Consider the following 13,365-nt stretch of genomic DNA (forward strand, 5'->3'; position numbering starts at 1 on the left):
TATATATACTTATAAAGAGCCCTGCTATATTTTAGTGGGGCTTTTTAATTTTGAAATTATGAATTTAAAGAAAAAACAACACTATGTTAGCCAATTTTATTTAAAGGCTTGGAGTAAAGATCAAGATAGAATCTTTGCCTGTGATTTGAAATCAAAGCCATTTCTAGTCAAAACTAATGCTACAGCTTATAGTAAATTCTTTTATAGAATTAGACCTTTAAGTTACGAAGCTATAAGGGCTTTAGAAAATATTGTAGAAATACTAGATGCACATAACACAACAATTTATAAAAAAGTTATTAAATCTATAAATCGGATTTTATTAAAATGGGAGATAGTTAAGAACATTTATCCTAATGAAAAAATTAGAACAGATGGTGAAACGAATGAAATCATAAAAGAGTTTCAAACAAATATTATCGAAGAATATTTTTCATATTTTGAAAGTAAGGCATCACCTATCATCACAAAAATTATTCAATCTGAGAACCTTCATATAGATAAGAAAGAATATCAAGAGTTATTATTTTATATGACACTACAATTTCTTAGAACTCGAAAGGTGCTAGATAAGGCTCATTTTGAATTTAAGAAATATCATCCTGATTTAACATATGAGGAAATGTATACCATTTCTATATATGTATCCTTAATCATAAATGAAAAATTACATTTATCTTTACTCAAAGATTTAAATACTCTTCATATAGTTAAAAATTGTACAGAAATAAATATTATCACTTCAGATAATCCATGTATAAATTATAAGCTCGATCATTTTAATAATAAGGAGTTTGAATGTATTTTTCCTATTTCACCACATATTTATTTGATACTCAAAGAAAATTCCTACAGTGACCAAATAAGAGATTATATTTCAAAAGAATTAGAAAACTACCCTGAAGAAAATGTAATTAATAAATTAGTTTTTATAGAGGAAACCTCTGATACTAATAAGATTTATTGGGTTAACAACCTTATTAAACGACACTGTAATAGATATCTTTATGCTATAACTGAAAAGGACTTTATATAGATAAGATTTTGGCGAGCTGTGCAATCATCTAGAATAATAAAAAAGACTTCCGAAGAAGCCTTTTACTAAATTTTAGAAGTAATTAAGCCACTTCAATCATTACTTTCATGGCATTTTCATCAGCAGCATGTTTAAACACATCATACGCTTTTTCAAAATCATCAAATTTAAAATGATGCGTTGCAAGCTTTTCTAAAGGCAACTTACCCGAACAACAGCTCTTTAATAGCATCCCTGTGGTGTTGGCATTCACTAAACCTGTAGTAATGGTGAGATTCTTAATCCACAGTTTATTCAGCTCAAAATTCACTGGCTTACCATGCACACCCACGTTGGCAATATGCCCGCCTTCTTTCACAATATTTTGACAAATATTCCAAGTCGGCTCGATGCCTACTGCTTCCATTGCACAGTCCACACCACGGCCATTCGTCAACTCTAAAATACGTTTCACAGCATCTTCTTTACCTGAGTTAATGGTGTGCGTTGCACCTAGTTCTTTAGCTAAAGCAAGGCGATTATCGTCCATATCGACTGCAATAATTTGCGAAGGTGAATAGAACTGTGAGGTTAACAAGCAACCCATACCAATTGGACCTGTACCGACAATTGCAATCACATCACCTGGTTTTACATCACCATATTGCACACCAATTTCATGTGCTGTTGGCAATACATCAGAAAGGAAAACTGCAACTTCTTCGTTTAAGCCTTCAGGCAGTGGGTAAAGTGAGGTATCGGCAAATGGGGTACGCACATATTCAGCATGTGTACCGTCAATCATATAACCCATAATCCAACCGCCTTCATTACGGCAATGAGCATATAACTGCTTTTGGCAATTTTCACAGGTACCACAACGGCTGACACAAGAGATAATGACACGGTCACCTTTTTTAAAGTTTTTTACAGCACTGCCTACCTCTTCAACAATACCAATGCCTTCGTGCCCTAAAATACGACCATTAAAACTGCCTGTTTTTTGTTTTGCAGTTTCTTCAATTTCAGGGTTTTTACCTTTCCAAATCCCTAGATCTGTCCCACAAATCGTGGTTTTCACAATTTTAATTACAGCATCTGTGGGATCAATCACTTGTGGTTTTGGACGCTCTTCAAAACGAATATCATTTTCACCATAATAGACAACTGCACGCATGGTTGACATTTTTATTTCCTTATTTTCATTTCACCAATTAAGTTTCTATCTAGCCATGAGTTCGTCCCGCTTGTGTGCTAATCATGTTTCATTGATTAGTCTTTTTATAATTCACCTATGCGATTTATTGCTGTAAAAGCTGAAATGAAAAAATAAAAAAATTGTGCTAAAAATAAAATATCGACCTGATGACTATAAATAGCGATGAAACTTATAAAATACAATTGTCTAGCACTATCTCTATCTACCATTTCTTTTGGTATTCAGGCTACTGAATCAACAGTACAACCTCAAAAACAAGTTGCGGGCTACTACCATCACCAAATCGGCAATACCCAAATCACCGCCCTACTCGATGGTACAAACTACTTAAATCCATCCATGTTTAAAGGCTTAAACGACTTTGATAAAACTGAAATCCTAAAGAAATACGCTGCGGTGAACGACAAAGGCATACAAACCTCAGTCAACGCCTTTCTCATCAATACAGGCAACCAACTGCTGATGGTCGACAGCGGAGCTGCTAGCTGCTTTGGCGCACATTTAGGTTCAATCTATAACAACCTCAAAGCATCTGGTTATCAGCCTACGCAAGTGAATGGTATCTTCCTCACTCACTTACACCCTGACCATGTTTGCGGTATTTCAAACAATGGCGTAGCGAATTATCCAAACGCCACCCTGCATATTGCCAAAACTGAATACGATTACTGGATGAGTCCAAATACGGTTAAAAAACTACCAAAAGAGAAACAAGCTGGTTTCCTAGGTACAGTAGAAAAGATTAAAGCTGCTCTTGCACCGTATGAAAAAGCCCAAAAAATTAAAGTTTTTTCTGACAAATCTTTAGCTTTTGGTAATGTGCAATTTAAACCATCTTTTGGTCACACCCCAGGACATTACAGCTTTAAACTCAAAACTCCTGAGCAAGACGTGGTATTTATTGGTGATATTGTGCATTCTCATACTTTGCAGTTCGACAAACCCGAAACTGCTATCGAATTCGATATTGATCCAAAAGCAGCCGTAGAAACACGCTTAAAACACTTTGCTGAATATGCTAAAGACGGACAGCTGATTGCGGCACCGCATTTACCATTCCCGGGGCTTGGGCACATTTATTCCAAAGATGGACAAAGCTACCAATGGATACCGGTTCACTTTAAAGATTAAACTAAAGTCATGCAATGGTTGAAATTTCAAGTATTTTTTTTAAAGTTCCCTCGCTTAAAAATGGGGGTAAACTAATGAAAAAATTATTAATTTCAATTATCGCAGCAACTTCAGTATTGGCGACAGGCAGTTCAGTTCGTATGGCTGATATGACAGTTGCTTCAACTAAAAACTACAATCTTAACTCAAATCAGTTCGTGAAAGGTGAACGTGTAACAGGTGAAGATAAGGTCCCAGTTGTCTTGTTCCCTTTAGGGGTTCCAAACTTTAAAACTGCTGTAGATCGTGCTATTGAAAAAAATCGTTGCGCTGTGGCTCTTTCTGATGTGGTGATCACTCAATTGAATCAAGCATTCATTGTTGGTCAAATTGGTTATCGTGTAGAAGGTACACAAGTAATTGACCGTTCACAGCCTGAATGTAAGAAATAAGATTTTAAAAAAGCCTCTAATACGTTTAGAGGCTTTTTTATGGGCGTATTTAAATCAAAAATTAGGTGTCTAAATTTACGTTCTGTCTTCGGTCGATATATTCAACATAACCTCGCCCCTTACGTTCAGTTCCATTCAGCAAACCACTCCACTGATAAGAACTCACATAACCTGCGGCTAAACCATAACAATATTCCGTATCTGCCACCGCAAGAATATCTAACACTTTCTCACCTTGATGATGCGCAATCCATCTAAAAGACTGAGGCACCTCCATTTCAAAACCGTCAGGTGTTATTTTCGGATCAGGCTTTAATGCAATCACTTGAAAAGCAACCTCACCATCATATTGAATAGAAGTACCATCAATATGGCGATAAGACACGGCGGTATAAGTAGGTTCACCTGCAAAACCGATATACACCAAGACCAATTGTGACTCATCATCTATGTTGATGACTTGATAACTAAAACTGTCTAACGGCACCAATCCTGTGGTCGGTTTAATGGGACTCGGCAACATTGAGCTTGAGACTGCTTTCCAATGTTCCAGTGTACATAGTCCTTTAACTTCAACACGTTTTCCATGTTGGGTGAGATGACCTTCATATTGCATCAATACACTAAAGTGCTGATATAACATGCTATGTGCAAACCACGTAATGGCAGGCGTTGGGGTTAACCAAAGATCAACTTGCAGATCATCACGTTCAGATACTAGATGATAACTTCCTTCAATTTCAGCAAGGAAAGATTCTCGACCAAACTCAACCTTAAATGGCTTTTGATGGAATACAATGTCGTCTTGAATATTATAAATGCGGAAGGCTTCTTCATCTGTCGATAAGGCTGTTCCATGGACCAAAGTAGCGGTATTTTCAGGACTATGACCCGATATCGACTTAGGTAAATGCGTTATCTTCGCACCGACATCACCAATGACAGAAGCATAGGACAGATATCGAAAAGGCTCAGGCAAATCTGGAATCATAATTCCATAATGCGTACTCGCGAATTGACGATGAAAAACATGCGCGTCTAAATTATATTCGCGCGGTAAAAGTGCTTGTTCTTCTGGCTCTACTGCACCCAAAAGGTTTTTGGCCATTTGACCCAATTGATAATAGAACTTTTGTTGTAGACTTTTATTTTTTGAATGACTACTGAGGAGAGAATACATAACAAACTCACAAACAATGAGAGATGTTTACACCCTAAACAACCTCTCTTCAGTTCTTTATAGCTGATCAGGACTGGCAAATGTGAATTCAGGTCAGATCATAAAAATTGTTAGACAAGATTAAAAATGTGATCTACTTCACACCAAAAATCAATTTCAATCCGAGCACAGACATCACAATGCCCGCACCACGATCAAATACTTTCTTAAATTTTAAATATACCGCACGCGGCTTTTCCGCTGATAATGCAACCGCCACCAACGAGCACCAACCAGCATCGATAAAAAAGCACAGCATTGGTAACACAAAGTAAAAATACAACGGAATCTCTTTGGGTAATAAAGCTGTGAAAATACTGGCAAGTACAATGGCAATTTTAGGATTCGACAATTGAGTAATTAAGCCTGTGGTAAATGCACGTCGTAAACTCATCGGATGCGATGCAGAATGATCAGCTTCGATTGGATCTTTGGCATGTTTGATAATTTTATAAGCCAAAAACAATAAATATAATCCACCGCAGATTTTCAAAGCCAAATATGCTGAAGGCACTGCAAGTAAGAATGCCTGTAAACCTAATACTGCCAATAAACCAAAAATCGCAGCACCGAGACCAGTTCCCAGTGCAGTAAATAAACCATGTTTACGCGAAATAGCGATTGAATTTTTAGCGACATAGATTGAAGTCGGCCCCGGACTCATTGCGCCCAGTAAAAGTGCTGCTGCAATCGAACCTAAAATCCAAATTGATTCCACATTAATTCCATAGTAGATGATTGATTTATCGCGTTATTCTACTTGGAAACCTTATGAATATTTCCCTAATTATTTGAGTGATTTTTTTAAATATTAAAATTATTCACTATTTATTTTATTATTTTTAGCGAATTAGTTTACTGTATAAATTAAATACAATTGATTTTATAAAAATAGCCAAGTCATGCTAATCATCATCTGACAGTGCTTCATTATATGCAGTTTCGTGCGGAGACAGACGATAGTCCCTTTCCTGTACAGGTACGCCAGCAATAATCATACTTCGTGCTTCAGTTTTTGGTTTGTTTAGAAAATCCTGCTCACAGCCTAAGGCCGTTAAAACAAACAAACCCAATAATAAAATGGATAGAGATTGCTTCATGCCACCCTCCCAAAATTCCGTTTTCTTTCAGATTAGCACTTCTGATTATTTTTTAAACATATTTTTTCACTGTTTTTCAATTTCTCCGAGTAAGAGCTAAGATTCGAAATCCGCTATACTGTTAAAAAACCAAATGCTCGCACTATGTTTGATACGATTGCCCAACAGGTTCAAGATCAGGAAATTTCTTTAAATGGTTTAAACATCACCGTACGCCGTTTAGACCAAATTCATCCACATATCTCTGGAAATAAGTTTTATAAACTGAAATACAATTTTATTGAGGCAAAACGTCAAGGCTTTCAAAAAGTAATGACCTTTGGTGGGACTTATTCAAATCATATTGCCGCCACAGCGTTTGCTGCGCATCAATTTGGCTTTCAGTCTATTGGGATCATTCGTGGTGAAGAACTCAAAAACTCAGCCCGCAATCACACCCTCGCCACCGCAGAACGTTTTGGTATGGCGCTGCATTTTATCTCACGAGAAGCATATCGACACAAAAATGATCCTGAGTTTTTAGCTCACTTAGCGCAACGCTTTCCTGAAAGTTATTTAATTCCAGAAGGTGGCACCAACTCGCTTGCCATTCAGGGCACTCAAGAAATTTTAAAAGATGCTGATCAAACTTTTGACTTCATTTGTTGTGCTGTCGGAACAGGCGGTACGATTTCAGGGTTGATCGAGCGCAGTTTAAGCCATCAAAGAATTATTGGATTTTCTGCGTTAAAAGGAGATTTTCTGAATGATGAAGTAAAACTACTGACGGGTAAAAAAAACTGGCATATCACTGATGATTATTGCTTCGGAGGCTATGCCAAGACCCGACCTGAACTGATTCAATTTATTGAAAAGTTTGAATATGAATACCGTATTCCACTTGAACAAGTCTATACAGGAAAAATGATGTTTGGCATTCATGATCTTATACAACAAAACTATTTCCCCAAAAACGCTAAAGTTTTAGTCATTCATTCAGGCGGGCTTCAAGGTCGAACGATTTAGTTGATCTTCATTCTCCTTCTGTTGGCTTGAATTAATCCAATAATGCTCAGTTCATCTTAATTTACCGTTATAATTGCGCTGTTTCGTTTTTTGATTATTTTCATGTCTTCCAAGCAATACGATGTTTTAGTAATAGGTGCGGGTGCATCTGGTTTAATGACCGCATATATGGCTGCTCAACGTGGGCGTCGTGTCGTGGTGGTTGAAAAAGCCAATAAAGTGGGGAAAAAAATTCTCATGTCAGGTGGCGGTAAATGTAACTTTACCAATCTGTATGTTGAGCCTGATAACTATATTTCACATAACCCGCATTTTGTTATCTCAGCACTCACTCGTTATACCAATTGGGATTTCATTGGCTTGGTCTGCGAATATGGCATTGAATACGAAGAACGTAAACACGGTCAGCTCTTTACCCTCAACGGCGCGAAAGAAATCTTAGCCATGTTACTTGCTGAATGTGACAAAACCGGTCTAGTCGACATCAAAACCAGTTGCGAGGTGAAAGCCGTCAACGCCCTTGAGGAGCACGGTTTTCAAGTAGCAACCAATTTAGGTTATTTTGAAGTTGAATCTGTCGTGGTCGCATCTGGTGGTCTCTCAATTCCGACGCTTGGAGGCTCAGGCATTGGCTATGAGATTGCTAAACAATTTGGACACTATGTTTATCCGACTCGTGCAGGTCTAGTCCCCTTTACTTTTTCTGATGGTTTCAAAGAAGTGACGACACGACTCAGTGGCAATGCTGTTGAAGCGACATTAAGCAATCATCTCAATAGCTTTACTGAAGCACTCTTGTTTACGCACCGTGGTTTAAGTGGTCCAAGTTCTTTACAGCTCTCAAACTATTGGGATGTGGGTCAAAGTTTTAAAGTCGACTTTTTACCGAGTCTTGATCTCTTGGATTTTTTTAAAACTAGAAAACAAAATCAACCTAAAGTGTTACTCCGCACCTTACTCGCTGAACACTTACCCAAGAGTGTCGTAGTTGAATTGCAACAGTTGATTTGGATGGATCAAGCTGAAATATCAATCGGTAATATCAGTGATGAGAAGTTAGAGACGATTGCCCAGCGCCTTCATGCATTTGAAGTTAAACCTTCTGGGACTGAAGGATACCGTACGGCTGAGGTGACTTTAGGTGGAGTTGATACCACTGAAGTTTCCTCAAAAACAATGGAAAGTAAAAAGCAAAAAGGACTTTTCTTCGTCGGTGAAATACTCGATGTAACTGGCCATTTAGGTGGATTTAACTTTCAATGGGCTTGGTCATCTGCACATGCCGCATCTGAGTATGTCTAATTAACAACGAGTATTGTTCATTTTTTCATTAAAGGGGGCATCCTTTGCCCTCTTTGAATATCGTCCCTATTGATCAATCGAATGCTTCATTATTGATTTATCTTTTCTAAAGGAAGTAATTTATGAGGGTCTTTGGGCGTTGGTATCAGATGAATCAATCATTTGTGTGGTTGGATCTGTTACTACATCATCAATAGATGGTGTATTGAGTCTGTTGTTTTCAGTAGCTTTTGAATTTGCAAAAACAAAGCGGTAAGCGCTTGCTAAAAAACCCACGGTGATACCCGCAATCACTATTGGGGCGAATAATTTATTAAATTTCTTACTCATAATTTTTACTCTTTTTCATGAGGATCAGCCAAACCATGCTGACTGATCCTGACACAAATTTACATGTTATTTAGGGTCATTTTTTGATGGTGTATTTTGATCCGACTCTCCTGTAGATCCATAAGGATTATTCAATGGTTGAGTTGGTGCCTCTACATCAATTTGCGTGGGTGGAATGTCTTCGTCTTGATATTCTTCCGCAACAGTTGAAGCATCCATTTGCTCAGTAAGTGGTGGAGTGACTTGTTCAGGCTGATTTGGTCTTGGCTTATTCGCGTCAGATTTCGCTTTATCGATTAAGTCAGTCAACAATCGCTCTGCAGGTTGGCGACCACCTAGACCAAAAGCAAGCGCAAAAGCGACAGCAACCGCTCCAAGTGTTAATCCAAAGGCTAAGTTTACGATTGAGTCAGCGATTCCCATTGCACGCAAGCCCATTGCCACGACTAAACCAATGATCAGTACTCGGACAAGATTCGCTAACCAATGTGCGCTATTGGTCTCACCACGCTTCACCACATTGGCAACAAGATTTGCTAACCAGAAACCAATGACGAGGATAACTGCACCTAAAAGTACATTCGCTCCGAAATAAATGAACATCGCAATCAAATCACTAATTTGATCGAAGCCCAAACGATTCGCAGCTTCAGACACCGCAAAGAGCATGGTGAAGAATACAATCAAATGACCGACAACTTTTGATATTTTGGTTTGACCCAAAAAGCGTTGCATATCGAGCTTTTGAGGAATGTTATCAATACCTGTCCCAGCGATTACTTCAACCACAAGATTAGATACGAAACGTGAGACCACATAAGCAATGATCAGGATTAAACCTGCTGCGATGATATGCGGAATTGCATTCATAATTTCATACAACATTGCTGTTGCTGGTTGTGAAATCGCGTCTACACCCAAAGCCTCAAACGCAATAATCAGTGAAGTAATGATGACTAAGGCAAATACAAATGATCCTAATAGCTTAGGCAGATTAGAATTTTTAAAAACTCCGACTTTTTCAGCTTGCTGTTGGACATTCAAACTTGAAAGTAGCCCTTCGACAATACCGCGTACAATTTTTGCCAAAATGTAACCAACAAATAAAATCACACCTGCCATAAAGATATTCGGCAAGTATGCAACGGCTTCAGTCACCATATTCTGAACTGGATATAACAAACCATTTAAGCCCAAAATAGACAGCACGATCGGTAAGAACAGCAATAAAATGAGCCAGTAAACAATTTCACTGATATTTTGGCTAAATGAGCTCACACCAACGTCTTGACTGAGCTTTTCATCCAATTGTGTACGACTGAGTAGTCGAGTTAATCCAACTTTGACCAAATTTGCTACGATCCACCCAATAAAACCAACTGCTACTGCAGCCAATAATTGTGGGATAAATAGTAAGAATTGTTGAACCATATTACTAAACGGACCACTCACACTGGTCAGTTTTAAAACGTTGAGTGAACCGATAACAGCAATAATGAGGATCAGCCAGAAAACGACTCTGGAGATGATATTTTCTATATTTGAGCGATGTCCTGTCGCGTTACTCAATTTTTGATTGGTATTTAATTTTGCAAGTACCTTCTTAACCCCTGCGGCAACGATTAAAGCGATGATCCATCCTATGAGTAAAATGGCCACTGCAGCAATAATTGGTTGGAATTGCTCCCAATAATACATTGCATCAAAGCCCCCATTTCGAGTGAAGCCGTTATATTCATCATTCATTGGTTACGCCTCTTCTTATGTTAAGTGTTCTGAATTACGATTGATTTAATTCTTTTCCCTAGATCATTTTTCGATCGCGTCATCACACCATAAATTTCGAATATTTTTTAATCAACTCAAAGCATCATAAATACAACACATTGTTGCAAATCAAGAAAAAACCCAGCCTAAGCTGGGTTTAAACATGAAAAGTGTAGTGGTTTATTGATCGTTTGCGACCGCAGTAACGGTATTATCCACTGCTGAATCTGTTGCCGTTGCTGTATCTGCATTATCTTGAGTTGCAGGAATACTCGTATCAGCAGGAATTTGACCTGGTGTTGGTTCACGATCAGCGAGCATATAGAAAATGAAGGCTGCTAAAAAAATACCAACGATAATCAGAATATACACTGGGATCTTACTTTTCTTCTTTTGATCATTATGGGTCGGATGATTGGATTGATCTACCATGATGCCCCTCTTATGTATTTTGATGATTTTTTATACTAGCAATCTATCATGTTGTTTTGTGTGAAAAAACATTATCAATTCGTACTGATCAAAGCACATGAGCTGTGATGCAAAATAGAGTATAATATGCACCCTCCTCATTTTTATTGTCGATCTGTATGACCTATCGCCGACAAAGTGTCTCTTTAGATTTAGACACAGATGTCACTCATGCCTGTTCTTTGCATCATACCCGTGATGGGCATTTGATTGGAATTATTGAGTTTACGAAACCAAGCTATGTGCTGAAGTGGGGTGACTTAGAGTATTTCCGCCGTCGCACTGAAGAGTTTTCGGTGATGCCCTTTCCTGAATGTGTCAACGGCATGATCATCGACATTCGTAACATCGCTTGCTTCTTAGATAATGAAGTACCCATTATTCCTTGGCGTTTACTCGAAGAAGAATGCCCAATTCGTTTAGTGGTTCCACACGATCGTTTGGAACATTATGTAGGTTTATTTGAACCGACTTGGCTCACGAGTGATGTAGATACTGCGATTCAAGAGATTCGTGAATTTATGGATATGTTTGTCCATTAAGTATGTCGCATAGTATTCCTATGTAATTTAGAAAAAAACCTCCGAGATGGAGATTTTTTGCCGTAATTCCCTCACCCAAAGAGAGAGGGTGATTAGGACTTACCAATAGTTCTCTACTGCAATATTTCCTTCACCACGGCGATTCATGGTCAGGCCACGGGCTTTCAGTGCCTCTTTTGTATCTTCAACCATTTGGGGATTCCCACACAGCATGATATGTGACGTTTGCGGATTAAAATCGAGACCAACGGTTTTCTCTAACGCTCTATTTTCGATCAATACTGGCAATCGATCATGCAATGGTGCATTTGGATCACGTGTAATAATTGGCACAAATTTAAATCCTGTATGACCTTCACCAAAGGTATCCGCGACTTCCTGAATTCGGTCTACGTAAGCCAATTCACTTGCTGTTCTCACACTGTAAACCAAATGAATATTTTTATATTTTTGCCATACTTCAAAGTCTTGCAACATAGAAATAAATGGTGCGAGCCCCGTGCCTGTCGCCAATAACCACAGGTCATTTGGCATAGGTAACTGGTAACGTGCTAACGTCAAAAATCCATAAGGAATCTTTTCCAAATAAAGTTCATCATCAACTTTGAGATGTTGTAAATTTGATGTAAAAGCACCATCTGGTACAACAATTGAAAAAAATTCTAAGGTTTCATCAAAAGGCGATGAAACGACAGAATACGCACGTACCACTAAATCATCGCCAACTTTCAAACCAATACGCGCGAACTGCCCTGCGGTAAATTTAAAATGTGCGGGACGTGTCATGGTAAAGCTAAATAAAGTGTTGGTCCAACGATGTACAGAAAGGACTTTTTCTACGCTAAATTTTTCAATTGACATAATTTCTACGTGGCATGACAGACTGCGCTCATGGTAGCATGACAATATAATTTATTAATATTTTTTCACATTAAGGCTTCATTCATGCGCATGACATTACGCCAACTGGCTGTTTTCGTAGCTGTCGCTCAAGAGGGTACGGTAACTAAAGCAAGTGATGCTGTACGACTCACACAAAGTGCTGCAAGTATGGCGTTAGCAGATCTTGAAGATGGTCTCGGTGCACCATTATTTGATCGCTTAGGAAAACGATTACAACTGAATGACTTGGGTCGTTTTTTACTTCCACAGGCGCTTGAAATTTTAGGTCGATGTGAATCATTTGAACAAGCGGCAAAAGGCGAGCTTCAAAGTATTGATCTCCGTATTGGGGCGACTTTGACCATTAGTGATTATTTGATGCCTGATTTAATGGCTGATTTTCTTCAATTACAACCACAAGCACATTTGCAACTTCAAGTGGGCAATACGCGTCAAATGATTGAAGCTGTTAATCAATTCCAACTTGATTTAGCCCTTATTGAAGGTTCATGTCACTTACCTCAATTACAATCGATCCACTGGCGTGATGATGAGCTTGCTGTGTGTTGCTCACCAGACCATCCTTTGGCGAAATTAGACCGCCCTCTGACCATTGAAGACTTTAAACAGGCTGAATGGATTTTACGTGAAGAAGGTTCAGGGACTCGTGAAGTCTTTGACAACGCAATCCTGCAAGACTTACCGAATGCCAATATTCGTTTAACTTTGGGTCATAATGAAGCTATTTTGAAAATTGTTGCTGGTGGTTTAGGCATGTCATGTATTTCAAAATTAGCTATTGAACCATTAAGAGAAAAAGAGCAACTGGTGATTTTAGAAACGCCGTTCTGGCAACTCACACGTCCTTTATTTATGTTAGTACACCGTCAAAAATATCAGGGACCTGGTTTAAAAGCCTTTATGAAATTCTGTGATGCTTAATAAAAAAAG

15 protein-coding genes are annotated in these 13,365 nt (G+C 38.3%); 7 read left to right on the forward strand and 8 right to left on the reverse strand.

From position 1 onward, the window contains the following. The first annotated feature begins 58 nt into the window (after positions 1-58). Positions 59-1,036, forward strand: coding sequence for a DUF4238 domain-containing protein (locus tag AC1M86_RS08510; protein WP_481591606.1), 978 nt, complete (start codon positions 59-61; stop codon positions 1,034-1,036). Positions 1,037-1,118: 82 nt separating this feature from the next. Here AC1M86_RS08510 and AC1M86_RS08515 read toward each other — a convergent pair whose 3' ends face one another. Next, a complete protein-coding gene (locus AC1M86_RS08515) occupies positions 1,119-2,201 on the reverse strand; it encodes a zinc-dependent alcohol dehydrogenase family protein (RefSeq protein ID WP_481607749.1) in 1,083 nt (360 codons plus the stop codon). A 195-nt stretch (positions 2,202-2,396) separates the two neighbouring features. Here AC1M86_RS08515 and AC1M86_RS08520 point away from each other — a divergent pair, with 195 nt between their 5' ends. Both AC1M86_RS08520 and AC1M86_RS08525 read left to right on the forward strand, forming a co-directional pair. Continuing rightward, a complete protein-coding gene (locus tag AC1M86_RS08520; protein ID WP_481607750.1) occupies positions 2,397-3,365 on the forward strand; it encodes an MBL fold metallo-hydrolase in 969 nt (322 codons plus the stop codon). A gap of 74 nt (positions 3,366-3,439) precedes the next feature. Further along, positions 3,440-3,796: a hypothetical protein gene (locus tag AC1M86_RS08525; protein ID WP_481607751.1), complete on the forward strand. Its 357-nt coding sequence runs from the start codon at positions 3,440-3,442 to the stop codon at positions 3,794-3,796. A gap of 61 nt (positions 3,797-3,857) precedes the next feature. On the opposite strand, the gene AC1M86_RS08530 is transcribed toward AC1M86_RS08525, so the two are convergent. The 3 genes from AC1M86_RS08530 to AC1M86_RS08540 all read right to left on the reverse strand — a co-directional run bounded on the left by AC1M86_RS08530 (position 3,858) and on the right by AC1M86_RS08540 (position 6,115). Continuing rightward, complete coding sequence (locus tag AC1M86_RS08530; RefSeq protein WP_481607752.1) at positions 3,858-4,976, reverse strand: DUF6670 family protein; 1,119 nt, start codon at positions 4,974-4,976, stop codon at positions 3,858-3,860. A gap of 133 nt (positions 4,977-5,109) precedes the next feature. Next, positions 5,110-5,733 carry a LysE family translocator gene (locus tag AC1M86_RS08535; RefSeq protein WP_180028051.1) on the reverse strand — a complete coding sequence of 208 codons (624 nt, stop codon included), beginning with the start codon at positions 5,731-5,733 and terminating at the stop codon, positions 5,110-5,112. 187 nt (positions 5,734-5,920) lie between these two features. Next, a complete protein-coding gene (locus AC1M86_RS08540) occupies positions 5,921-6,115 on the reverse strand; it encodes an NF038215 family lipoprotein (protein ID WP_035267295.1) in 195 nt (64 codons plus the stop codon). A 144-nt stretch (positions 6,116-6,259) separates the two neighbouring features. On the opposite strand from AC1M86_RS08540, the gene AC1M86_RS08545 reads away from it, so the two are divergent. Beyond that, positions 6,260-7,120, forward strand: coding sequence for a 1-aminocyclopropane-1-carboxylate deaminase/D-cysteine desulfhydrase (locus tag AC1M86_RS08545; RefSeq protein WP_481607753.1), 861 nt, complete (start codon positions 6,260-6,262; stop codon positions 7,118-7,120). A gap of 102 nt (positions 7,121-7,222) precedes the next feature. Beyond that, positions 7,223-8,422: a BaiN/RdsA family NAD(P)/FAD-dependent oxidoreductase gene (locus AC1M86_RS08550; protein ID WP_481607754.1), complete on the forward strand. Its 1,200-nt coding sequence runs from the start codon at positions 7,223-7,225 to the stop codon at positions 8,420-8,422. A gap of 120 nt (positions 8,423-8,542) precedes the next feature. On the opposite strand, the gene AC1M86_RS08555 is transcribed toward AC1M86_RS08550, so the two are convergent. From AC1M86_RS08555 to AC1M86_RS08565, 3 genes are all read right to left on the reverse strand, one after another. Further along, positions 8,543-8,752, reverse strand: coding sequence for a hypothetical protein (locus AC1M86_RS08555; RefSeq protein WP_481597642.1), 210 nt, complete (start codon positions 8,750-8,752; stop codon positions 8,543-8,545). 66 nt (positions 8,753-8,818) lie between these two features. Beyond that, a complete protein-coding gene (locus AC1M86_RS08560; protein ID WP_481607755.1) occupies positions 8,819-10,498 on the reverse strand; it encodes a mechanosensitive ion channel in 1,680 nt (559 codons plus the stop codon). A 201-nt stretch (positions 10,499-10,699) separates the two neighbouring features. Continuing rightward, positions 10,700-10,951, reverse strand: a complete 252-nt coding sequence (locus AC1M86_RS08565) for a hypothetical protein (protein WP_481596341.1) — start codon at positions 10,949-10,951, stop codon at positions 10,700-10,702. A gap of 158 nt (positions 10,952-11,109) precedes the next feature. On the opposite strand from AC1M86_RS08565, the gene AC1M86_RS08570 reads away from it, so the two are divergent. Further along, positions 11,110-11,532 carry a hypothetical protein gene (locus AC1M86_RS08570; RefSeq protein WP_481607756.1) on the forward strand — a complete coding sequence of 141 codons (423 nt, stop codon included), beginning with the start codon at positions 11,110-11,112 and terminating at the stop codon, positions 11,530-11,532. A gap of 99 nt (positions 11,533-11,631) precedes the next feature. On the opposite strand, the gene AC1M86_RS08575 is transcribed toward AC1M86_RS08570, so the two are convergent. After that, a complete protein-coding gene (locus AC1M86_RS08575; RefSeq protein ID WP_481591596.1) occupies positions 11,632-12,393 on the reverse strand; it encodes a ferredoxin--NADP reductase in 762 nt (253 codons plus the stop codon). Positions 12,394-12,477: 84 nt separating this feature from the next. On the opposite strand from AC1M86_RS08575, the gene gigC reads away from it, so the two are divergent. Continuing rightward, positions 12,478-13,356 carry a LysR family transcriptional regulator GigC gene (gigC, locus tag AC1M86_RS08580; protein WP_180028048.1) on the forward strand — a complete coding sequence of 293 codons (879 nt, stop codon included), beginning with the start codon at positions 12,478-12,480 and terminating at the stop codon, positions 13,354-13,356. The last annotated feature ends 9 nt before the right edge of the window (positions 13,357-13,365 follow it).

It is taken from the genome of Acinetobacter sp. ANC_7654, assembly GCF_056779855.1.